The organism is Gallalistipes aquisgranensis (genome assembly GCF_014982715.1).
Classification (GTDB): domain Bacteria; phylum Bacteroidota; class Bacteroidia; order Bacteroidales; family Rikenellaceae; genus Gallalistipes; species Gallalistipes aquisgranensis.
On record NZ_JADCJY010000002.1, the window covers coordinates 337,215 to 360,829 of the forward strand.

Sequence of the window (23,615 nt, forward strand, 5' to 3'; positions counted from 1 at the left end):
CAATCCGCTTCCATCCCCGTTCGGCGGTTACGCCGAAAAAAGCTATCTTCGCCGAAAAATACCGACATGGTACGACAGACCGAATTCTCACTGCGCCCCCGGAGCCGGGGCTTCCACCTGGTCACGGACGAAATCCTGCGGCACCTGCCCCCGCTGCCCGAAACGGGCCTGCTCCACCTCTTCCTGCAGCACACCTCGGCGGCGCTCACCCTCAACGAAAACGCCGACCCCGACGTGCGGGGCGACATGGCGGCGATCTTCGACCGTCTCGTGCGGGAACGGGAACCCTATTACGAACACACGCTGGAAGGGGCCGACGACATGCCCGCCCATGCGAAATCGACCCTCGCGGGAGCCTCGCTCACGATTCCCGTCACCGGCGGCCGGCTCAATCTGGGCATGTGGCAGGGCATCTGGCTCTGCGAATTCCGCAACCGGGGCGGCGGCCGCCGGATCGTGGCCACCGCAATCGGAGAATGACGGATTTTTTTCCTATATTTGGAATCGAACCAAAACGACAAGACCATGTTTTCAGCTGAAACCTACTCCCGCCGCCGTGCCCTGCTGCGCGAACGGGTCACCAAAGGAGGACTGATCCTGCTGCCCGGCAACGGAGAGGCCCCGGCCAACTACCCCTCGAACACCTACCATTTCCGGCAGGACAGCACGTTCCTCTACTTTTTCGGGCTGAACCATCCCGATCTGGTGGGCGTGCTGGACGCCGACACGGGAGAGGAAGCACTCTACGGCGACGACCTGTCGATGGACGACATCATCTGGACGGGTCCCCAGCCCTCGGTGGCCGAACTGGGCGGACGGGTCGGCATCAGACATACCTTTCACCTCTCCAGGCTGGCGGAACGGATCACGGACGCCGTGCGTCGGGGACGCAGAGTCCATTTCCTGCCACCTTACCGGGCCGAAAACCGGCTGCTGATCGCCTCACTGCTGGGACTGACGCCCGGAGCGGTGCCCGACCGCGTCTCCGTGGAACTGGCGCTGGCCGTGGTCTCCCTGCGCGAATCGAAAAGCGCCGAGGAGATCGAGGAGATCGAACGGGCCTGCGAGATCGGCTACCGGATGCACACCACGGCCATGCGCATGTGCCGGCCAGGCGTCGTGGAACGGGAGATCGCCGGAGCCATCGAGGGAATCGCCATGCAGTCGGGTGCGGGCGTATCGTTCGCCTCCATCGTGTCGCAGCACGGCGAGACGCTCCATAACCACTGCTACGACGGGGTGCTCGAAGCGGGCCGCCTGCTGCTGGTGGACGCCGGAGCCGAAACCACAATGAACTACTGCAGCGACTTCACCCGGACTTTCCCCGTGAGCGGCCGTTTCACCGAACGGCAGAAAGAGGTCTACAATATCGTGCTGGCCGCCAACGACAGGGCCTTCGAGCTCTCGAAACCGGGCCTGCGCTACCAGGAGATCCATCTGGCGGCCGCCCGGGTCATCGTCGAAGGGCTCAAGGCACTGGGGCTGATGCGGGGCGACACGGACGAGGCGGTGGCCGCCGGAGCCCATGCCCTCTTCATGCCGCACGGACTAGGGCACCAGATGGGCATCGACGTGCACGACATGGAGGACATCGGCGAAAAGTACGTAGGCTACGACCTGGAGACGGAGCGCAGCACCGAACTGGGACTCTCCTCGCTGCGCATGGGCCGCCGCCTGAAACCGGGCTTCGTGATGACGGTCGAACCGGGCATCTACTTCATCCCCGCCTACATCGAAAAGTGGAAACACGAGGGGCTGAACCGGGAGTTCATCGACTTCGAGGCGCTGAGACCCTACTACGATTTCGGCGGCATCCGCATCGAGGACGACATCCTCATCACCCCCGACGGCAACCGCATGCTCGGCAAACAACGGGTACCCGTCACCGTCGGACAGATCGAGGAGTTCATGCGGGAGAACCGGTAAATTCCCCCGCCGGCCATACGAAAGGGCATCGCGGTCTGCTCCGCGGCGCCCTTTTCTGTTCCGCACGGAACCGCACGAACTTCCCTGCATTTCCGGAAGGCGCCGCCCGAACAGGACAGGAAACACGCGTCCGTTCTATTCGGGAAGATCCTCGGGCCGGGAGTTGAACTTCCGGATATACTCTTTCGGCGTGATCCCGTAAGCATCCCTGAAATAGCGGATGAACCGGGTATGGTTGGTCATCCCGATCTCGTACAGCACCTCCGCGACCCGCAGCTGTCCCGTGGCGAGCAACTGGGCGGCCCGCCGGATACGGATGTCGCGGATGATTTCGTTCGGATTCCTGCCGGGCGGAATGGCCTTCGTGCGACGATAGAGCTGCGTGCGGCTCATGCCCAGTTCGGAAGCCATCTGATCCACGCCGAAATCGACGTTCGACATGTTCTCCTCGACGACGGTCCGGATTCTTACCAACAGCTCCTCGTCCTGTGAAGGCACATGCACGCCGGAAGGCTCCATATTCTTTTCGTTCTGCACCTTGCGGGCGAACTGCGTCCTCGCGTTGAGCAGGTTCGTCATGCGGAAAACGAGCGTCTCCGGTTCGAACGGTTTCACGATGTACTCGTACGCACCCGCCACGAACGCCTCGCGGATGGACTCCCGGTCGCTCTTGACGCTGTGGACGATGATCGGGATGTGTCCCGTGCGACTGTCGGCCTTCATCCGGCGGATGAATTCCAGCCCGTCCATGACGGGCATCATCATATCGGTGATGACGATGTCGGGATGCCGGGTGCAGGCCGCCTCCAGTCCCTGCTCCCCGTCGGGAGCCCGGACGACGGTAAACTCGCCCTTCAGACACTCCGTAATGTAGTCCAGCATATCCGCATTGTCCTCCACGACCAGCACGGTATAGGTTTGATGCGGCTTTTCGGCCGGAACGGCCGAAGGCACCTCCTCCCTTTCCCGCCCGGAGAGCTCTCCGCCAACGATATACTCGGGCTTGTAGGCCTCCCGGTCGATCCGGAACCTGACCGTGAACTCGGAACCCTGCTGGGGGGCGCTGGAGACCTCCACACGACCGCCGTGCAGTTCGATCAGGGCTTTGGTCAGCGAAAGGCCCACACCGCTGCTCTGTCCGTGGAGCGGCGTACCGTGATAGAACATGTCGAAAATGCGGGAAAGTTCCCGCTGGGGAATCCCGACCCCCGAATCCCGTACCGAAACGACGGCGAACTTTCCCGAATCGCCCGTCTCGAACCGGAGTCCGACCTCGATGCCGCCACCCCGGGGTGTGAACTTGAAGGCGTTGGAAATCAGATTATGCAACACTTTCTCGATCTTGTCGAGGTCGAACCACCCTTCGGGCCGCTCTTCCGGCGCGACGAAACGCAGCGCAATGCCCGACTGGCTGCTCAGGTAAGCGAACGAATCGACCACGCCCCTCACCGCGCCGTACACGTCGTAAAGTGAAACGGCCATGGGCAGCGTGTGCGAAGAGATGCGCCGTATGTCGAGCAGCTGATTGATGAGCTTGAGCAGCTTGCGGACGTTCCGGTCGATGATCCCGAGCCGGAATCCCGCATACTCCTCCGAGTCGTACCGGGCCCGCAGATCGCGCAGCGGGGCGGAGATGAGGGTGAGCGGCGTGCGCAGTTCGTGGGTGATGTTCATGAAGAAATTGAGCTTCATTTCGTTCAGTTCCTCTCGGTTCTGCTGTTCGACCTCCCGCCGGAACAACTCCTGGCGCCACCGCTGACGCGAACGGAAATAGAAGATCACGCCGGTAATCAGCAGGGCCCCGCCCGTCAGGTAGAGCAGGACGGCCCACCAGCTGGCCCAGGGCGGCGGAAGGATCACGAACTCGATCCGTTTGACCTCGCGGCTCCACTGCCGGTCGCTGTTGGCCGACTGTAACAGGAAGGTGTAACGACCCGCCGGCAGGTTCTCGTATGAGGCGAAACGTTGCGATGCGCCCACTTCGATCCAGTCGCGGTCGTAATGCTCCAGTTTGTAACGGAACCGGTTGCTCCGCGGAATCGCATAGTGATCCGAGGTAAACTCCAGTACGAAGTTGTTGTGTTCGTAATGAAGCGTAACCCGTTCCGTCACGTTGATGCCGCGCGAGAGAATCTCCCTGCCGTCGTATTTTTGGCCGGGCCGGATCGTCTTGTTGAAGACCCGGAGACGGGTCAGGACCGGTCTTCCCGCGTAACTCCGTTTCGGGAAAAGCCGGGGATTGAAATAGTTGATGCCGTTGATTCCCCCGGCCAGTATCCATCCGCTGCGGGTCTTCGTGACCGCATTGGTGAAGGTATTGCTTTGCAGGCCGTTGTCACTGATATACCGCCGGGCGATGTGCGACCGCGGATCGTAGGAATAGAGCCCCTGGCTGCTGTTGAGCCAGAGACAGCCCTCCGAATCGCCGATGATGGCCTGAATCTTGGCTTCGCGCAACAGGGGGTCGGTCACGTGCGAAACCGACACGATCTCCCCGTCCCGGGTCTCGATCCGGTTCAGCCCGGCATCGGTTCCTACCCACAGGATTCCTTCTTCATCCCGGTACAGACACCACACCTGGTTGTGGCTGATCCGGAAGCCGTTGCCTTTCTGCCGGATGATCTCCGTGGAGACGATGCCCCGGTCGTCGTACCGTACGCGGGTCAGCCCCAGATCGGACGACCCCACCCAGAGCGTATGTCCGTCCGGATCGGCCAGCACGCAATAGGAGGAGTTGGAGGAGAGGCCGTCCGAACGCAGATAGGTTTCGTGGCTTCCGTCGGCCGGCCGGTAACGGACCAATCCGTTCAGGGTAGCGATCCAGATATGTCCGTGCGGGTCTTCGGAAAGCCCCGAATAGTAGCGGTACTTCTGCTGCGCGTTGCCGGACCCCAAATCCACCCGGCGGCTCGCATAGCGGTCGCCGCCCCGCCCCTCGATTCGGTACACGGCATCGTGGGCCGCCGCCCACAGCGTGCCGTCCCGGCTTTCGATCATCTGGGAAACCCCCGAGAGCGACAGTTCCTTCGTCATGTCGGTCATCCTTTTCCGCGTCAGGTCGTAGCGCAGCAGATCTCCTTCGAACTTGTTGATCCACAACTGGTCCCTGCTGTCCGAAAAGAGGGAGTAGATATGCTCCCCGGCATAGCCCAGCTCGCTGAGGCGTTCGGTGACGAGCGGACGGAACAGATGGAACTGGGGCGTGGAGAGATCGGCGTAGTTCACCCCCCTGCGCGTCCCGACCCACAGCACGTTGGAGGGGTCGATGTAGAGAGCGGCGATCTTCTCGTCCGTCAGCCGTCCGAAAAAGTCGGAAGGCGTATAACCGGAAATGCTCCGGATTTCGTAATCTTTGACAACGGCGCAGAACAATCCGTGCCGGTTGGTCCCGAACCACATCCGCCCCTCGAAATCCTGCACGATGCGGTCCACCTGGACCGACGGACCCGGAGGAAGCTCCACCTCGACGAAAGCGGCCCGGTGCGGCGGACGCACGGCCAGGCCGCCCCGGTATCCCACCCAGATACCGCCCTGACGGTCGCAGTAGATCGTGGTGATGGTCCTGCCCGCGAAATGATCCACCGGGAAAGGGGTGGGCATCCCTTCCCCCGCCGGAGGGAAGAAGTACAGGCCGTCGATCGTACCGGCCCAGGTTCCGCACTGGCGATCGCACTGGATGGCATAGACGTTGGCCGCCGGCATCCCCTCCACCACGGAGAAGGAGAGGTTTCCCCGCCCGTCCTTCCGCCCGAAGATAAGCTCCTCGCTGGTTCCCACCCAGAGGTTTCCCTGCCCGTCGCTGTCCAGCGAACGCACCGAGTAGAAACTGAGCATGCCGAGCGAGTCGGTATAGTTGATATAGCGCTGGAGGTCGGAATCGTAGCGCATCAGTCCCCCGTCCAGTCCCACCCAGACCGTACCGTCGTAGTAGGATTCCATGCAGACGATCCGGTTGTTGAACAGCCCCTCGGGACGGGAAGGCGAATAGCGCTGCGAGACGATCCCGTATCCGTCGAAGAAGTTCATTCCGTCGTAGGTGGATATCATCACGATCCCGTCCTTGTTCTGGAGAATCGAAGTGACGGAGTTCTGCGACAGTCCGTCGTTCACGCTGATGTATCGGAAGGAGAGCCGCCGGTCGCTTTCGTCCGACAGGGCGAAAGAGGAATTTCCGCAGAAACAGAGCAGAGCGGCAAGCAAAACGGTTTTCGGTCTCATCGGTTTATTTTAGGGTTTACAAAACTAACCATATTTTATTTGATATAAACAAGCGGATGGAACGAATCGTCAGTTTATTGAAACAAATTGTCCGGACGCATGGAAAACCTTTCCATACTTTTGTTTCGCAGTTATTCTAAATGAACGCTAACCTAATCATTCAACCATGAAGAGAAAATCTACTTTTCTGAGAGGGTGTCTTTTCATTCAGGTGTGCCTGGTCGCGGCGCTTGTGATGACCGGCATCCCGAATGTCTATTCCCAGGAGACCATCAAGGTGTCGGGCACCGTGGTCGACGAAAGCGGCGCCCCGCTGCTCGGCGTCTCCGTCGTCGTGGAGGGCACCTCGCGGGGAACGACCGTCGATGCGAAGGGACGGTACTCGATTTCCGTACCCAAAAAGAGCGCCTCGCTCACCTTTTCGTTCCTGGGATATAAAAAACAGACGATTCCCGTGAACGGCCGCACGAAAGTGGACGTCGTGATGCAGAGCGACACCGAAGTGATCGAAGACGTGGTGGTCGTGGGCTACGGCACGATGGCCAAACGGGACCTGACCGGCGCTGTCTCCTCGCTCAGCGGAGGCGCTATCGCCGAAGTGCCGACGGTCAACCTCAGTTCGGCACTGGCGGGCCGTCTGGCGGGCGTTTACGTCACCACCAGCGACGGCGCTCCCGACGCCGAAGTGAGCATCCGCATCCGGGGCGGCGGCTCGATCACGCAGGACAACTCGCCTCTGTACATCGTGGACGGCTTCCCGATGGACGACCTGAGCACGCTATCGAGCTCCGACATCCAGTCGATCGACGTGCTGAAAGACGCCTCCTCCACGGCCATCTACGGGGCCCGGGGCGCCAACGGCGTGGTGATCGTCACCACGAAATCCGCCAAGGCCGGCCGTACGACCGTCACCTACAACGGTTACGGATCGTTCAAATACGTTCCCCGCATGCTGGACATGATGAACTCCTACGAGTATGTGCAGATGCAGTACGAACTGGCGTCGCTCAAGGCGGCCGCCGAATACGAGGCCTTCATCCGGAACTACGGACAGCCGGCCGACTTCGACATCTACAAGAACATACCCGGCACGGACTATCAGGACCAGATGTTCGGCCGTACCGCCTGGGGACAATACCACAACGTGGCCGTGAACGGCGGCAGCGACAAGACCAAGTTCAACCTCAGCCTCTCCTACCTGAACGAGGACGGCGTGTTGCGCAACTCGAGTTTCGAACGGGCCAACATCAGTTTCAAACTGAACCACCGCATCTCCCAGAAGGTGAAGGTCGACCTCTCCACCTATTATACCAACTCGGTGACCATGGGCGCCGGCACCTCGGTCAACAGTTCGAGCGAGATCAAGAACGCCGTGAACTACCGTCCGGTCTATGGCAAGGGAAACATCACCGACGACATGACCGAAGAGGACCAGATCGCCTACGACGAGATCGAGAACGGCAGTTCCCTGTACGACCCCATCACGCTGGTCGACCAGGACTACAAGCGCCGCAAGAGGACCGAACTGAACGTGAACGGCGCCCTCTCGTGGAACATCACCAAAAACCTCTCCCTGCGTTCGGAGATCGGAGGCATGACCCGGCAGGAAGACGTACGCCGGTTCTACGGACCGCTGACCTACAAGGCGCGGCAGGCGGGCAGCAAACCCGTGGCGGAGCGCACCGACATCGACCGTCCCAGATGGCGCACGGCCCACACCCTGACCTATAAATACAAAACCAAACGCCATTCGCTCAACGCGATGGCAGGTTTCGAGGCGATGTCCGAAGACGATTCGAGACTCGAGGTGACGGCCCGCAGCCTGCCGGTGGACATCTCACCCAGCGACGCGTTCGCCCGGATGTCCTTCGGTTCCCAGGAGTATCCCGAGACCACCGTGGCCTCTCCGACCCGGCTGGCTTCGTTCTTCGGCCGCGTGAACTACACGTACCGTGACAAATACCTCTTCTCGGCCACGTTCCGTGCCGACGGTTCGACCAAGTTCGCCCCCGGCAATCAGTGGGGCTACTTCCCCTCGGGCGCCTTCGCATGGCGCATGAGCGAGGAGCCGTTCCTCAAGGACGTGAGCTGGCTCGACAACCTGAAACTCCGCGTGAGCTATGGTGAGGCGGGCAACAACCGGATCGACAACGATATGTGGCGGCGTACGTTTCGGGGAGCGTTCGACACGAATTCGATGTACGCGGGAATCACCAATATCCCCAACCTGTACTACGCCAACACCTCTACCACGCTGGTCAACCCCAATCTGAAATGGGAAACGACCGTCACCCGGAATATCGGCCTGGACTTCGAAGTGCTGAGAAACCGAATCAAAGGTACGGTTGAGGTTTACTGGAACACTACCCGCGACCTGCTCATCAAATCGAAACTGCCCTCCTACAAAGGATACACGGACCAGTTGCGCAACATCGGGCAGACTTCCAACCGGGGTATCGAAATCTCGCTGGAGGGCGTGATCGTCCAGAAAAAGGACTTCAACCTGAACGCCTCGTTCAACATCGCCTTCAACCGCAACCGGGTCGACAAACTGGACGGTGCCGAATCGAAATTCTACCAGAGCGGATGGTTGGGCGCCGACCTGCGCGAATCGCAGGACTATCTGTTGCAGGTGGGCCAGTCCATCGGTCTGATGTACGGATATGTGACCGACGGATTCTACACGGTGGACGACTTTATGGAAGGCGAGGGCAACTGGGCGCTGAAACCCGGCGTAGCCAACAGTCAGCCCATTACCGGTTCGCTTGGTGCGCCGAGCGTGACACAGGGACCGCGCGTGGGTTCGCTGAAACTGAAAAAACTCACGCCCTATGACCCGAACGACCCTCAGTCGTGCATGGTGACCGCGGACGACCGCACGGTTATCGGTAACGCCACACCCAAGCATACGGGCGGTTTCACCCTCTCGGGCAACTACAAGGGAATCGACTTCTCGGTATTCCTGAACTGGGTTTACGGCAACGACGTCTACAATGCCCAGAAACTGATGAACGCCTCCACGTGGAAATATTCCTACTATAACTTGTCGAACGAATTCAATACCGGCAACCGCTTCATGATCTTCGACCGGGACGGCAACGATCTGCGGGGCGACAAGGCGGCGCTGAAAGCCTACAACGCCAACGCGACCATGTGGAGCCCCACCCAGTCGCGCGTAGTGCTCCATTCGTGGGGCATCGAGGACGGTTCGTTCCTGCGTCTGGCCAACGTCACCCTCGGCTACACGCTTCCCTCGAAACTGACCCGGAAATTCGGCGTTTCGAAACTGCGGCTCTACGTGACGGGCAACAACCTTTGGCTGTGGACCAAATACACCGGATTCGACCCCGAGGTGAACACCCGGCGGTCGACTCCGCTGACGCCGGGCGTCGATTATTCCGCCTATCCCAAAGCCCGGACCTTCACCTTCGGCGCCAACATCACTTTTTAACCCACGACATCAATAATCAACAGACCATGAAAAAGATATTTCTTTCGATAGCCGCACTGGCAACCCTGGGGATGTCGTCCTGCACCAAGTTCCTCGAAGTGAACTCCCCTTCGACGCTGACCGAAGAGGTGATGTACTCTTCGGAGTCGGAAGCCTACCGCGCGATCCTGGGCGTCTATGCCGTATTGGGACACAACCGGCTCTACGGGCAGCAGACCAGCCTCTATTACGGATACAACAACGACATCGAATTCGGCACCACCTCGGCCACGCCGGAGGACACGCGGCGCGGACTGTGGGACTACACGGCCACACCGTCGAACTCCGAGATGGAGGGATTCAACTACATGTATATCGCCATCAACCGGGCCAACGAGTGTATCACGGGCATCGAGAACAGTCCGCTTTTCATCAACTCCGACCCGACCCAGCCCAGCATGATCCGCCACCTGTACGGCGAGGCGAAGGCCATCCGGGCCCTGATGTACCTGGAGCTGACCCGCAACTGGGGCGACGTTCCCTTCCTAACACGGGAAACACGGTTCGACGACGACTTCTATCCCGGCGCCACGAACCGCGACACCATCCAGGCCCATGTCATCCAGGACCTGATCGAAGTCGAACCCACCATGTACTACGCGGGCGAACTGACCGAAAAGGTGGAGCGCCTCAACCGCGGTGCCGTCCAGGGACTGATCGCCCGGCTGGCGCTGACCCGGGGCGGCTGGTCGCTGAGACCCGACCTCAACAACCCGAGTGCACCCGGCCGGATGTACCGTCCCGCCGACTATCTGAAGTACTACCAGATCGCCGCCGATTACAGCCGGAAACTGATCGAATCGGGTCGCCACACGCTCGCGAGCAGTTTCAAGGAGGTCTTCTACAACCAGTGTCAGGAGATCTACCCGGGCAACGACGACATGCTCTACGAGGTAGCCATGGCACTCAACTACAACAGCGCCGTCGGACATAATATCGGTGTGCGGATCGAAAAAAACTCCTTCAGCATCTACGGGTTCAGCAACGTCTACTACAACGTGACTCTGCCTTTCATGTACTCTTTCGCCCAGGGCGACGTGCGCCGCGACATCAGTTGCGTACCTTACCTGTGGAAATGGAACGAGGAGACGGGCAGACTGGAGCAGGAACCCGCCGACCCCGTAAGACGCGTGTGCGTCGGCAAATGGAGCAAACTGGATATGAAAACGCCGCAAGGTTACAACGGCGAATACAACACGGGCATCAACTGGCCGATCATCCGCTATGCGGACGTCCTGCTGATGTTTGCCGAGGCGGAGAACGAACTCAAGGGCGCTCCGACCGATTCGGCCCGCATGGCGCTGAAGGAGGTGCGCAAACGGGCTTTCCCGGCCGACCTGCACGCCACCATGGTGGATGAATACGTGGACGGACTGACCGACCACGACACCTTCTTCGACGCACTGGTCAACGAGCGGGCCTGGGAGTTCGCCGGCGAGTCGATCCGCAAATACGATCTGATCCGCTGGAATCTGCTGCGCGAAAAGCTGATCGAACTGAAGCAGAACCTCTTCGACATGGGCATACAGTCCCGGAATCCGAGCGACGGCGGAAAATACGCCAACGTTCCGAACTATATCTATTACAAGAAAAATTCCGATGGGACACTCGATATCAAAGGTCTCGATCAGAATATGACCAGCACCCCCACAGGTTACACGAGATACCAATGGTGCGGCCGAATGGTGGAGACCCAGAACGGAGAGTTCATTCTGAAAAAGGAGTATAACTACTACTACCGCGACGTGGTGCTGAATCAGGACCCCATGGTCTACCTCTATCCCATCCACAAGGACGTGATCGCCGAGAGCATGGGCTCCCTGAAAAACTATTACGGCAAATAACCTTCACGGAAGCGAACGTAAAACCGAAGATACCATGAAAACCATCTATAAAACACTTTTGCCCGCCCTTTTCCTGATCGTAGGGGCATTGTTCCTGCAGAGTTGCGAAGATGACGTCGATCCGCGCAAAAACGCACGCCTGTTCATGCCGGACAGCTTCATCGTCAAGGCCCGCTACAACGGGCTGACGGCGAGCTGGCGGCGCAGTCCCGGAGTCCATCACTACGAAGTGGACCTGGCCCTGAACGCCGAATTCGACCCCATCGAGCGGACGAACCTCGTACACCCCGATTCGCTCAACACGAAATTCGCCAACCTCGAGGAGAAGACCCAATACTATCTGCGGCTGCGGGCCGTCTCCGACAAGGCGGAACTGAACTCCAAATATGTCTACACCCAGGGCCAAACGGACCGGATGTACTCCATCTTCTCGGAGCCCACCTATCAGGAGCTGGGCTACACGTACGTCACCCTGCGGTGGACGGCCGAAATGGCCGGCGATGAAGAGGGCGTAATGGTGCCCGTGGACGCCGACGAACTGGTGCTGACGTCGAGCGGAGCCGAAGACCGTTCGGTGGAGATCACGCCCGAAATCCTCGCGGCGGGATCGCTGAAGGTCGAAGGGCTGAGCGAAGGGGTCTCCTACCGCGCCACGATGAAAAAGGACGGCGGTCCGATCAGCTACATCGCCTTCAAAACGCCTTCGGTGCCCGACAACGGCATTCTGGTGGACAAGGACGACGACCTGAAGAGCACGATCGAAAGCGCGCCCGACGGAGCTGTCATCCTGCTGACGGGCGGACAGAAATACGACTACTCCGCACAGGAGATCGAACTGACCAAGGCCGTCACGATCACCGGAGCCCCGGGAGCACCTTCGCCCGTGCTCTACCTCAAACAGTTCGTCGTGGGCGGCAACACTCCGGGCACGTACAACATGGACCATATCACCATCAGCCACATCGAAATCTCCGGCGTGACGCTCAGCGGAGAGACGGAAGACCCCTCGGTGAAACCGGCCGGACAAGCCGTCTTCTTCATTCCCATTCCCAATAATGACGTGGTATACCACATCACGATCGGCAAACTGACGATGGACGACTGCGTGCTGCGCAACTACGCTGCCTCCGTCATCCAAGTGCCGGGGTATACAATCAGCAACAGCTCCGTCCATATCGGGGAGATCAGCGTGAACGACGCCCTCGTCTACGACATGCGGAGCGACAACAACGGAAAGATCGGAGAAGTACAGTCGTTCATCCACCTGAACCGTAACGGAAGCGAAAGCATCGACATCCACTGCGGGAAATACTCCATCAAAAACTCGACTTTCCACCACCTCTACACGGGCCTGATCGAACAGCGCCTGGGCAAGGGAGCGATCGTCCCCGAGGTAGAGATCGCCAACTGTACGTTCGACCAGTTCGCCATGCCGTACAAGCACGAGTTCGTACCGGAAAACACCTCTTCGCGCAGTTTCTTGAACTTCAATAAACTCAATGCGAAGGTGTCCATTTCGAACTGCATCTTCGGACAGATGAAGGTGGACGACAAACTGTTGCTGAAAAAGAAGGCTTTCGACGGCGCCACGGGCGTCTTCCTGAACACATACCGGGTAACCGACACCAACGGTTACTTCACCGACATTAAGGATGCGTCCAGCATCGGCCACAAGGCTGCGGAAGTGTTCCCCGGACGCGACGAGTCCGACTACACGATCGCACCCGGGATGGGATTGGCCGGAGTGGGCGACCCCCGGTGGGAGAAATAGAAACGGAAAACGAACCATGACCGACCGGAATCCAGGCAAAAGCATGCTGACGGCCATCCTCTGGCTGTGTGCGGCGCTGACAGGATGCGGCGAGAGCCGGAAACTTCCGGAGGGCGTCTATGTCTCTCCGGAAGCCGGCCCCGCCGGAGCCGGCACCCACGGCAGTCCCGTGTCGCTGGTGGTGGCCGTGGAGAACGCCGTGCCCGGCACCGTCATCCGCCTCGAACCGGGGGTGTACAGGCTGCGCGAAACGCTGATGCTGGACGCCAAAGGCACGGAAGCGCAGCCGATCCGCCTGGAGGTATTCGGCAAGGGCCGGGCCGTACTGGACGGCAGCGGGATCGACGGAGAGGAGAAGGGCCCCTGCATCCGGCTGACGGGAAGTTTCTGGCAACTGAAGGAGATCGAGCTGACGGGAGCCGCCGGGGGCGGGGCATTCATCACGGGATCGCACAACCGTTTCGAACGTTGCAGTGCACACCATACCGGCAGCACGGGTTTCAGCGTGGGACTGGAGCACGGTTCGGAGAACGATTCGGGCGAAAAAGCCGCCCATAACCTCTTCGTCAACTGCGATGCCTACATGAACTACGACTGGTGGTCGACATACCGGGGAGAGTACAGTCCCGGGACGCATGCCGACGGCTTCGGCTGCAAACTGCGGTCGGGCAGGGGCAACAAGTTCCGCGGCTGCCGGGCCTGGAGCAATTCGGACGACAACTGGGACCTGTTCGAAAGCGGAGGAGGCGTGGAGATCGTAGACTGCTGGAGCTGGAACGCGGGCGTGTGGAGCGATTTCGCCGAAATGCACCGGGAAAAGACCGGGGAGACGCTGACCGAGGAGCTGTTCGCCGGCAACGGCAACGGATTCAAGCTGGGAGGCAACCATGTCTGGACGGGAGAGCCCGAAGCGTGCGCCAACCGGTCGGCGGGGCTGAACGTGCTGCACGGCTGCATCTCCTTCGGCAACAGGGTGAAAGGGATCGACCAGAACAACCACCAGGACGGAACGGTCGTGGAACACTGCCTCGCTTTCGACAACGGCCAGAACATCCGTTACTGGAAAGAACCCGACGCGGGCAGGACCAACGTGCTGCGTAACAACATCATTTTCGGAAAAGGCGGCGACCGACCGGTCATGGATATCGGATATGTCTCGGAAAACAACTCCTGGGACCTGGGGCTGACCTTCTCCCGGGAGGATTTCGTCTCCCTCAGCGCAGCCGATGCGGCGGCCCCCCGGCGGAAGGACGGGTCGCTGCCGGAGCGGTTCGGCCGCCTCAGGAGGGGATGCCGCGCCGTCGATGCGGGAGCGCCCGGGAAAGCGGTCCTGTCGCCCCGGGACGCCATCGACCTGCCGGCCCGTTCTTTCGCGGGGAAGGCTCCGGACCTGGGTGCTTTCGAATTCAACGAAAAACATTAACTTTACAAACCTATGAAAAACAAATTCTTTTCCGTAGCGGCCCTGACAGCGGGCTATCTGCTGTTCTCGCTCTCGGTGGGATGCGCCGACGAAAGGGCCCTGAACGACGGGGCGGAACCCCAACCCTCGGAGGGACAGGTGATCTTCGCGGCTCCCGACGGCAAATCCACGGGCAGCGGCACGATCGACTCGCCGCTGGACATCTTCACCGCTGTGGCCCGTATCGAACCGGGCGGCACGATCTACATGCGCGGGGGCAAATACATGCTCCACAAGGACGTGATCCTCAAAAAGGCGGGTTCGGAATCCAAACCGCTGAATCTCTGGGCCTACAAGGACGAAAAGCCCGAATTCGACTGCAGCGAGCAAACCCACAACAACGTCGGGCTGCATCTGACCACGGGACAGTGGTGGCACATCAAGGGGCTTTCGGTCTGCAACGCCTACAAGGCCGGCGTGAAGATCCGCGACGCCTCGCACAACACGTTCGAGCGCTGCACCTCGCACCATAACGGGGGAACGGGCTTCTACATCGGCTATCCCCACGTCGAGGAGAACAATCCGGACGGGGAAAAGGCCGCCTACAACACCTTCATCAACTGCGACGCCCACCACAATTTCGACTGGTGGACGAAAGACCGGCCCGGCACCAACACCGACGGGTTCGCCTGCCAGTCGAACACGGGCAAGGGCAACCGCTTCATCGGCTGCCGGGCCTGGGCCAACTCGGACGATGCATGGGATTTCTTCGAATGCGGTTTCGGCATCGAGCTGATCGACTGCTGGGCCTGGAGTACGGGCATGATGGAGGACCACAAGGAGATGTACCGCCAGCACACCGGCAAGGAGCTGACCGAAGAGCTGTTCGACGGCAACGGCAACGGATTCAAGATGGGCGGCGGCTGCCTCTTCATCGCCGGGCGCGAATGCCGGTTCGAATCGCGCGGCACCCACGTCCTGCGCGGATGCGTGGCTTTCAACAATGCCTCCAACGGCATCGACCAGAACCACCACGCCTACGGCGCGGTCATCGAGAACTGCATGGCCTTCTACAACAAGCGCAACTACAACTTCAACCACCCCAACAAGAACAAGACCGAATTCGTGCTGAGGAACTGCCTCTCGTGGGGCGCCCCTGTCAAGGACCGTTTCGAGAATGCGGACATGGTGTACGACAACAATCTGTGGCAGCTGCCCGGTCTGACGGACGATCCCGCCGCCGAATTCGTGTCGCTCACACCCGAGAGCGCCGAAGCTCCCCGCAAATCTGACGGCGGACTGCCGGACGAATTCGCCCGGCTCAAAAAGGGCAGTGTCCTGATCGACAAGGGTGTTCCGACCCAGAAGATCAATCTCGGATCCGACGTCATCCACCTCGACCCGATCCCCTACAAAGGGAAAAGACCCGACCTGGCACCCATCGAACTGAAATAACGAAAAACGGCCGGTCCCGGAGCGCTTCACCCGGCACTCCGGGGACAGCCGAAAAACCGACTACCCGAAAACCGGAAAGGGCACGGACCGTAACGATCCGTGCCCTTTCTTTTCATTCCGTTTCCGGCCGGTTTATGCTTCGCCCACTTTGAAACTCATGGCCACCTGCCCCTCTTCGGAAGAGGGAGCCTGCGGGATATTGATCCGTCCCACCGAACTCTCGTAGCGCGTGATGTTCTCCTGCAGGGAGAGCAGCAGCCGTTTGGCATGTTCGGGCGCCAGGATGATCCGGCTCTTCACCCGGGCCTTGGGTACGCCCGGCATCAGCGCCGCGAAATCGAGCACGAATTCGGAAGTGGAGTGGGAGATGATCGCCAGATTGGAGTAATGGCCTTCGGCGACCGTTTCGTTCAGTTCGATATCTATCTCACGTTTGTCCATGGCGGGATTCATTTGGTTTGCGGAGCAAAGATAACCTTTCCGGACCGCTTCTCCGCCGGAAAGGACGGGAAGTTATCGCCCGTTTATCAACAACGGGACTGCCGGCCGGTGTCCCGGCAGACTATTTCCGCTCCGGAGCGGAGTCCGCCCCGTCGTAAAAGGCCCTCACGGCCTTCGCCCTCGCAAGCCCGACCACTTCGGCCAGCTGCTCCTCCGTGGCTTTCCGGATAGCGCTCACGGTCTTGAAACGGCGCAGCAGCCTGGTCACCGAAACGGCACCCAGACCCGGAATCGACTCCAGTTCGCTCCTGATGAAGGCCAGCGACCGCTTGTGGCGGTGGAACGTGATGCCGAAACGGTGCGCTTCGTCCCGCAGGTGCATGATGACCTTCAGCGGTTCGCCCGTCCGGTCGAGGTAATAGGGCTCCGGATCGTTGGGGTAGAAGACCTCCTCGATCCGCTTGGCCAGGCCGATAATGGGAATGCGGTGCTCCAGCCCCAGCTCCTTCAGCACCCCGTAGGCGGAACTGAGCTGGCCCTTGCCGCCGTCCACGATAATAAGCTGCGGCAGTTCGGCTCCCTCGTCCAGCAGACGCCGGTACCGCCGGCCGATGATCTCCCGCATGGAGGCGAAATCGTCCGGACCCACCACCGTCTTGATATTGAAATGACGGTACTCCTTGCGCGAAGGCTTTCCATCGCGGAACACCACGCACGAAGCTACGGGATGGGTGCCCTGCAGGTTGGAGTTGTCGAAACACTCGATATGACGGGGCGGCTCCGGAAGCCTCAGCTCCCGTTGCAGGGCCTCCACGATCCGGCGGCTGTGGCGGGCCGGGTCCTTGATCTCGATATTCTTGAGCTTCTCCAGCCGGTATATCCTGCAGCTGCGCTGCGAGAATTCGAGCAGTTTCAGCTTGTCGCCCCGTTTGGGAACGACGAACTCCACGCCGGGGAAAAGCGTCGTCTCCGGCAGAAACGGCACCACCACCTCACGGGCGGGCTCCCCGGAGATGCGTTCACTCATCTGACGGATGGCGTGGGTGAAGATCGACACCTCGTCCTCCTCGGCCCCGAGAGAGAACTCCGCCGTGAAGGTATTGACCACGGCCCCGGCCTTGATCCGCACGAAATTGCAATAGGCCACCCCGTCGTCCGCCAGCAGCGAAAAGACGTCCAGGTCGGAGAGCGTACTGCTCACGATCACCGACTTGCTCTGGTAGTTTTCCAGCAGCTGGAGACGCATCTTGTAACGGGCCGCCAGTTCGAAATTCATCTTCTCCGCCTCGGCGTGCATCTGCCGTTCGAGGAAACTGCGCGTGGTCCGCATGTCCCCTCCCAGCATCGAAACCACCAGGTCGATGTCGTGCCGGTACTCCTCCTCGCTCTGCCGGCCCACGCAGGGCCCCTTGCAGTTTCCGATATGATACTCCAGGCAGACGCCGTATTTCCCCCGTGCGATCGCCTCCGGCGAGAGGTTGAGCGAACAGGTGCGCAGCTGGCAGACACCCCGGATCATCTCCAGCACGCTCTTCTGCATCACGACCGAGGCGTAGGGCCCGAAATAACGCGACCCGTCGCGCACCATGCGGCGGGTGGACTCCACCCGGGGAAAGGGTTCGTTGCGGATCACGATCCACGGGTAGGTCTTGTCGTCCTTCAGCAGGATGTTGTAACGGGGCTGAAGACTCTTTATCATGTTGTTCTCCAGTAGCAGGGCATCGGCTTCGGTCGCCACCACGATGTGGCGGATCTCTGCGATCTGCCGCACCAGTACCCGCACCTTCGGAGTATGGTCGCGGCTGTCGAGGAAATAGGAGGAGACCCGCTTGCGCAGGCTCTTGGCCTTCCCCACGTAGATCACCACCCCGTCCCGGTTCAGAAACTGGTACACCCCCGGCGAAAGGGGCAGCAGGGCCACCTGTTCTTTGAGCTTCTCGCGCGTTTCGGCAGACATTTTGAGGAAATTGGACTCCGGCAAAATTAATGATTAGGAAGAGTATAATTGATAAAATTTAATATAAATTTGTCGCGGATTCGAAGAATTAAACCCAATCGCATGCAGCTCGTAGAGCGTGAAGACCTGATGTTCGGAAAGAGGGGGGCCGCCGCCCGCGCGGGAGCATCCCTGCTGATGGGCCTGCTCGGCATCGGGAAGATCAACCGGCTCTATGCCGATACGCTCGCCGCCGGCGACCGCTGTGCCGAGGAGCTGCTCCGGCAGCTCGGAGTCACGGTTTCGGTGTGCGACCACGACCGGGCCAACATTCCCGCCGAGGGTCCCGTCATCTTCATCTCGAACCATCCGACCGGCCTGCTGGACGGAATCATGCTGATCGACCTCCTTTCAAAAATCAGACCCGACGTCCGCTTCATGGGCAACTTCCTGCTGGAGCGGATCGAATCGCTGAACCGGTATTTCATCCCGGTCGACCCGTTCGATTCGAAGGACGCGGGAAAGAACCTGCGGGGCCTCCGCGAATCGCTCGCCCACCTGAAGAGGGGCGGGGCGCTGGTTCTCTTCCCTGCGGGAGAGGTTGCCACCTGGCAGAAGGGCTTCTCGACGGTCAGGGACAAGCCGTGGAGCCCTTCGGCCGTCCGGTTCATCCGCCGGGCGAACGTGCCGGTCGTCCCCGTCTGCATCGAAGGCCGCAACAGCCGGCTGTTCCACTTGGCCGGCAAGATACACCCCCTGCTGCGGACCGCCCTGCTGCCGCACGAACTGGTCAACAAGCGGGGCGTCACGGTCGACATCAACATCGGGAGCGCCCTGACGCCCCGCCGGCTCGCCGAACTGGGAGAGACACGGGCATACGGCGATTACCTGCGGGCCAACGTCGACTACCTGCGGAAGAAAAAGCCGCGCAGGAAAATCCGCATCCTTCCCCGCCGCAAGCCGGTCCGTCCCGAAGCCGACGAGATCGTCTCGCCCGCAGCGATGGATGCGCTGACGGCCGAACTGCGCTCCATCCGCGCCGACCACCTGCTGTTCGCGTACAACAACTACGAAACCTACTTCACCCCGCCCGAGGCCATTCCTCTCATGATGCACGAGATCGGCCGCATGCGCGAGGTCACTTTCCGCGAAGTGGGCGAGGGTTCGATGAAAAGTATCGACACGGACCGTTACGATGCCTACTATCACCAGCTTTTCGTCTGGGACACCGCCGAAAAGGCGCTCGTGGGGGCGTACCGTCTGGGGCTGGGCGACCGGATCGTCCCGCGGTTCGGACTGGACGGTTTCTACACGAACTCCCTGTTCCGGATGTCGCCGCAGATGGAGCCGATCATGGCCCGGACCATCGAACTGGGCCGTTCCTTCATTGCGCACGACTACCAGCGCCGGGCGGCTTCCCTGATGCTCCTCTGGAAAGGCATTCTCTACGTGCTGCTCAAACACGAGCAATACCGGAACCTGTTGGGCCCGGTCACCATCTCGGGCGAATTCGAGCGGGTTTCCAAGACGCTGATCGTCCGCTATCTCCAGAAAAAACACATGAACCGCAAACTGGCTCCCTTCATCCGTCCGGTCACGGGGCTCGAAGGGATCGACTTTCCCCTGGACGACTCGCTGATCGACGGCGTGGAGAACATCGACCTGATCAACAAGATCGTCTGCGACATCGAACGGGACGAAATGGCTATTCCGATCCTGATCCGGAAATACCTCCAGCTCAACAGCCACGTGCTGGCCTTCAATGTGGACCACGACTTCTGCGACGCCCTCGACGCACTGATGCTGCTCGATCTGAAAAAGGTGCCCGAAAATATCATCCAGATGCTTTCGAAAGAGATCACCGACATCGACGTGATCGCCCGTTTCCGCCGGTTCGACAACCGGTGACACCCCTCCCGAAGCGGCACGCCTCCGGTTCATTGTCCGGCAACGGGACCGTCTATTGTCCGGGCATGTCGGGAACGCTCACCACCGCATCCATCCGTACGTCGTGCTCCTCGCAGGGGATCGCCCCGACCAGCTGGTAGCCGAAACAGACGCCCACCTTACAGGCGCGGCACCCGGTGAGGAACCGGTCGTAAAATCCTTTTCCCCGTCCCATACGCCCCCCGCTGCGGTCGAACGCCACCCCGGGCACGACGACCAGGTCGATCGCCGCCGCCGGACACTCCGCCCCGCGGGCCTCCCCGATACCGAAAGCTCCCGGAGTCACCCCATCCGCCGGATCGTATTCCCGGAACACCATCTCCTCTCCCCGCACCTCGGGCAGCACGATCCGCTTCGAGACGCACCATTTCCGGACGAAACCGTGCGTCTCCACCTCGTCCTTCAGCGACCAGTAGAGCGCCACCGTGTGTGCCCTCCGGAACTGCGGCAGACGTTCCACCCGCTCCCATATCTGCCGGGAGGCTTCCCGGCGCCACTCTTCGCCGTACTGCCCGGCGAGTTCCCCGATCCGGCGCCGGAGCGCCCGTTTCTCATCCTGTTTCACGGTCTGCGAAATTATCCGGCCGCACCGCGCAACCGTTTCGAACAGTATATCATCTGGTCTGCCGTCTCTCCAGACTTCCCGGACGACGGACGGAAAGATCATTTTTCCCGTCTCCGAATCTCCTTCACGGCATCGACCATCGCCTCGAATCCCTCCACGGAGGCGTATTCGGGAATGGAGTTGCCCGACCCGAGACCGTATCCCCGGGCCTTCGCCCGGAATTCTGTACCCTCTTCCAGCACTTTCCTGTACACATAATCGTACGGATTCAGGATCAGTTCATTCATATCGAAACCGCCGAACAGCCCGATCCGTTCGGAATAGTCGTCGATCCAGCGGCTGAAAGGGGCGATCTGGTCCTCGTTGGAATGCTTGGCGTCGATGCCGGCCGCGATCAGGTCGTCCATCAGCGAAAAGATACAGCCGCAACTGTGCATCAGGAATTTCCTGCCCGCACCGTGTACCAGGGAGATCACCCGGCGGTACTGCGGAACGACATGCTCGCGCAGCACCTGCGGATCGAGCAGCGTGTTGGTACGGAAACCGAGGTCGTCTCCCATGCGGAAAAAGACGAAAATATCCGAATACCGCTTCACCATCTCGCTCCACAGCGTCTCGTACAGGTCGCCGATGCGCCTGAACAGATCGGCGAACAGCTCCGGATCGTCGTACTGCATCATGCACAGACTGGTATAGCCCACCAGGTCCTGCGCCGATTCGAAAATACCGTAGCCGCATCCCCCGTATGCCTTCATGCCTTCGGGCAGCGCCTTGCGGATGGCTTCCAGGTGGGGCGTATAGGTATCCCAGAAGATTCCGGGCAGCTCGTCGAACGGGTATTTTTCGAAATCGGCCCGGCTTTGGATCGGTCCCTCCCCGCCCAGAATGGCGCCATGACCGGGAAAAATTTCGCAGATGGCCGCTTCGTAGTCAAAAGCGTCGTAGGTGTGGTCCCGCCAGAAACCGATCACCGTGCGGTAATGCTCCACCAGATCATCCCCTTTCCTTCCCTCGGCGGAAACTTCGCGGCCGAGGACCTTGGAGATGAACGGAGCGTCGATATGGTGTTCATACAGGGGAAGATAACCGGGCCGTTCGTTGTACAGCACCTTCAGAATATTGGTATAATCGGGCTGGAACGGCTCTTTGCGGATGATTTCCATAGGATCGAACAATCTTTAAGGGTTAGACACATTTGTTCGAACCAAAAATACGAAAAATATTCGAATCACTCCCATGTCGTACCGGCAGCCTCTTCGATGGCCGACAGCTGCGCCGAGCCGTCCGGTATCCCGGGACGCTCCTTCTGGGCGGACAGGCCGAAATAGTTGTTTTTAAAACGTCCGTAAAATGTGTTGTTTTCCCAGACGATCTCCGCCTCCGGATCGGAACTTTCGTAACGGACCACGTAATCGGTCGTCCCCTCGGCCGCGACGGCCGTGTTGTTCTCGATCCGGCTCGAAACGACCGGAAGCGTCATTTTCGAACTCCCGTAGTTGACATGCATGGCAAGGTTGCAGTCGACGAAGACGTTGTTTCGGACAACGGCATTCCGGACCTGGAAATAACCGCTCAGGGAAGGATTCTCTTCGCCGCGCACCAGACACAAAGCCGCCTTGTAACCGACGCTGTTCAACCGTTCGAACCGGTTGTTCTCCACGGTATGTCCTTCGCCGATGATGCGAACGCCGCCGGTATCCTCGATGTCGTTGCCGAGGAAATAGTTCCCGCTGACGGTGCAGTCGTTTCCGTGCCGCAGGGTCAGCGTACCCTTGCTTTCGAAAAAGCCGTTGCCGCGGTAGGTGTTCCGGCAGCTTTTGTTCGAAACGATCTCCTGAGCCTCTCCGTTGCACCGGTAAAAATAATTGTGCTCGACGATGCAATGGGCCTCCTGCATGGAGTGTGCACTGTCGCCGATACGGATCGTCTCCTGTTCATTGGCCGGCTCGTCCGTCTCATCGTAGATGGTTTCCGGCCGTGTAAACCGGTTGTAGGAGATCGTATGCCCCGCCGTCACGCCCTCCTCGAGCCATACGACCATGAGTGCGCCCATGTTGCGTTTGTTCTCGAAATCGCAGTGCGTCACCGTGTGTCCGCTTCCGTACAGCGAGACCCATTTCGTGCCGTTTTCGGCATCGGGGAGCGTCCCCGAACCGTCGACGGCACAATCTTCCAGCCGACACGACAGGGAACCGCTCCGGAAACAAATGAGGTGCTCGCCCGCCGGCTCCGGGTCCTGCCAGCGAAAGCCGCTGACGCAGATGCCGCTGCCGTCTACAGCGAGCGAGGAAGCTCCCGTAAAGCAGACTCCCCCGGGCGTTTCCGCCCTGAAAACGATCGGGTCTCCGGCGGTGCCCTGGCCCGTTAAAACGATCTGCTGCGCATCGTAAGTTCCGTCTTTCCAAATCACCACGTCGCCGGATTTCAGCGCACCGAGTGCAGAAAGTTCATCCGTCGAAGAAACGACGTGCGGAACGGCCGTCCCTCCGTCGTTTCCGCCGCCGTCGCCGGTATCCGTCGTGCCGTTCTCGCTGCAAGCCGCAACGGCCGTCGCCGCAAGAAGCAAAACAGCCTTTCTTAACAAAATCAGGAATGAGTTCAAGTTCATCGGGATAAATTT

General features: G+C 60.1%; 14 protein-coding genes. 8 read left to right on the top strand and 6 right to left on the bottom strand.

Annotated elements, in window-relative coordinates; translation table 11 throughout:
* Positions 1-66: 66 nt before the first annotated feature.
* Positions 67-480 carry a secondary thiamine-phosphate synthase enzyme YjbQ gene (locus INF32_RS10755; RefSeq protein WP_226388406.1) on the top strand — a complete coding sequence of 138 codons (414 nt, stop codon included), beginning with the start codon at positions 67-69 and terminating at the stop codon, positions 478-480.
* Between the two features lie 45 nt (positions 481-525).
* Positions 526-1,926 carry an aminopeptidase P family protein gene (locus tag INF32_RS10760; RefSeq protein ID WP_226388407.1) on the top strand — a complete coding sequence of 467 codons (1,401 nt, stop codon included), beginning with the start codon at positions 526-528 and terminating at the stop codon, positions 1,924-1,926.
* Positions 1,927-2,061: 135 nt separating this feature from the next.
* Here the strand turns inward: INF32_RS10760 and INF32_RS10765 are convergent, their stop codons facing one another.
* Positions 2,062-6,144: a hybrid sensor histidine kinase/response regulator transcription factor gene (locus INF32_RS10765; RefSeq protein WP_226388408.1), complete on the bottom strand. Its 4,083-nt coding sequence runs from the start codon at positions 6,142-6,144 to the stop codon at positions 2,062-2,064.
* 166 nt (positions 6,145-6,310) lie between these two features.
* Here INF32_RS10765 and INF32_RS10770 point away from each other — a divergent pair, with 166 nt between their 5' ends.
* From INF32_RS10770 to INF32_RS10790, 5 genes are read left to right on the top strand one after another with little or no spacing between them, the layout of a single operon-like run.
* Positions 6,311-9,595 (top strand): SusC/RagA family TonB-linked outer membrane protein, encoded by a 3,285-nt coding sequence (locus INF32_RS10770; RefSeq protein ID WP_226388409.1) that lies wholly within the window; start codon positions 6,311-6,313, stop codon positions 9,593-9,595.
* A 26-nt stretch (positions 9,596-9,621) separates the two neighbouring features.
* On the top strand, positions 9,622-11,478 hold the full coding sequence (locus INF32_RS10775; protein WP_226388410.1) for a RagB/SusD family nutrient uptake outer membrane protein: 1,857 nt from the start codon (positions 9,622-9,624) through the stop codon (positions 11,476-11,478).
* 34 nt (positions 11,479-11,512) lie between these two features.
* Positions 11,513-13,249 carry a DUF5123 domain-containing protein gene (locus INF32_RS10780; protein ID WP_226388411.1) on the top strand — a complete coding sequence of 579 codons (1,737 nt, stop codon included), beginning with the start codon at positions 11,513-11,515 and terminating at the stop codon, positions 13,247-13,249.
* Positions 13,250-13,265: 16 nt separating this feature from the next.
* A complete protein-coding gene (locus INF32_RS10785; protein WP_226388412.1) occupies positions 13,266-14,672 on the top strand; it encodes a right-handed parallel beta-helix repeat-containing protein in 1,407 nt (468 codons plus the stop codon).
* A gap of 12 nt (positions 14,673-14,684) precedes the next feature.
* A complete protein-coding gene (locus INF32_RS10790; protein ID WP_226388413.1) occupies positions 14,685-16,106 on the top strand; it encodes a right-handed parallel beta-helix repeat-containing protein in 1,422 nt (473 codons plus the stop codon).
* A 132-nt stretch (positions 16,107-16,238) separates the two neighbouring features.
* Here the strand turns inward: INF32_RS10790 and INF32_RS10795 are convergent, their stop codons facing one another.
* A complete protein-coding gene (locus tag INF32_RS10795; RefSeq protein WP_226388414.1) occupies positions 16,239-16,547 on the bottom strand; it encodes a DUF3467 domain-containing protein in 309 nt (102 codons plus the stop codon).
* A gap of 121 nt (positions 16,548-16,668) precedes the next feature.
* A complete protein-coding gene (gene uvrC, locus INF32_RS10800) occupies positions 16,669-18,504 on the bottom strand; it encodes an excinuclease ABC subunit UvrC (protein ID WP_226388415.1) in 1,836 nt (611 codons plus the stop codon).
* Between the two features lie 102 nt (positions 18,505-18,606).
* Here uvrC and INF32_RS10805 point away from each other — a divergent pair, with 102 nt between their 5' ends.
* Positions 18,607-20,391 (top strand): lysophospholipid acyltransferase family protein, encoded by a 1,785-nt coding sequence (locus tag INF32_RS10805; protein ID WP_226388416.1) that lies wholly within the window; start codon positions 18,607-18,609, stop codon positions 20,389-20,391.
* 52 nt (positions 20,392-20,443) lie between these two features.
* On the opposite strand, the gene INF32_RS10810 is transcribed toward INF32_RS10805, so the two are convergent.
* From INF32_RS10810 to INF32_RS10820, 3 genes are all read right to left on the bottom strand, one after another.
* Positions 20,444-20,995, bottom strand: coding sequence for a 5-formyltetrahydrofolate cyclo-ligase (locus INF32_RS10810; protein WP_226388417.1), 552 nt, complete (start codon positions 20,993-20,995; stop codon positions 20,444-20,446).
* Positions 20,996-21,093: 98 nt separating this feature from the next.
* Positions 21,094-22,158, bottom strand: coding sequence for a uroporphyrinogen decarboxylase family protein (locus INF32_RS10815; protein ID WP_226388418.1), 1,065 nt, complete (start codon positions 22,156-22,158; stop codon positions 21,094-21,096).
* A 65-nt stretch (positions 22,159-22,223) separates the two neighbouring features.
* A complete protein-coding gene (locus tag INF32_RS10820; protein WP_226388419.1) occupies positions 22,224-23,603 on the bottom strand; it encodes a polysaccharide lyase 6 family protein in 1,380 nt (459 codons plus the stop codon).
* Positions 23,604-23,615: the final 12 nt, after the last annotated feature.

Excerpts from the sequence above, each read along its gene's own strand:
- INF32_RS10785 (WP_226388412.1), top strand. The coding sequence starts at position 13,266 with ATGACCGACCGGAATCCAGGCAAAAGCATGCTGACGGCCATCCTCTGG.
- INF32_RS10760 (WP_226388407.1), top strand. The coding sequence starts at position 526 with ATGTTTTCAGCTGAAACCTACTCCCGCCGCCGTGCCCTGCTGCGCGAA.
- INF32_RS10790 (WP_226388413.1), top strand. The coding sequence starts at position 14,685 with ATGAAAAACAAATTCTTTTCCGTAGCGGCCCTGACAGCGGGCTATCTG.
- INF32_RS10820 (WP_226388419.1), bottom strand. The coding sequence starts at position 23,603 with ATGAACTTGAACTCATTCCTGATTTTGTTAAGAAAGGCTGTTTTGCTT.
- INF32_RS10815 (WP_226388418.1), bottom strand. The coding sequence starts at position 22,158 with ATGGAAATCATCCGCAAAGAGCCGTTCCAGCCCGATTATACCAATATT.
- INF32_RS10770 (WP_226388409.1), top strand. The coding sequence starts at position 6,311 with ATGAAGAGAAAATCTACTTTTCTGAGAGGGTGTCTTTTCATTCAGGTG.
- INF32_RS10755 (WP_226388406.1), top strand. The coding sequence starts at position 67 with ATGGTACGACAGACCGAATTCTCACTGCGCCCCCGGAGCCGGGGCTTC.
- uvrC (WP_226388415.1), bottom strand. The coding sequence starts at position 18,504 with ATGTCTGCCGAAACGCGCGAGAAGCTCAAAGAACAGGTGGCCCTGCTG.
- INF32_RS10780 (WP_226388411.1), top strand. The coding sequence starts at position 11,513 with ATGAAAACCATCTATAAAACACTTTTGCCCGCCCTTTTCCTGATCGTA.
- INF32_RS10765 (WP_226388408.1), bottom strand. The coding sequence starts at position 6,144 with ATGAGACCGAAAACCGTTTTGCTTGCCGCTCTGCTCTGTTTCTGCGGA.
- INF32_RS10795 (WP_226388414.1), bottom strand. The coding sequence starts at position 16,547 with ATGGACAAACGTGAGATAGATATCGAACTGAACGAAACGGTCGCCGAA.
- INF32_RS10805 (WP_226388416.1), top strand. The coding sequence starts at position 18,607 with ATGCAGCTCGTAGAGCGTGAAGACCTGATGTTCGGAAAGAGGGGGGCC.
- INF32_RS10775 (WP_226388410.1), top strand. The coding sequence starts at position 9,622 with ATGAAAAAGATATTTCTTTCGATAGCCGCACTGGCAACCCTGGGGATG.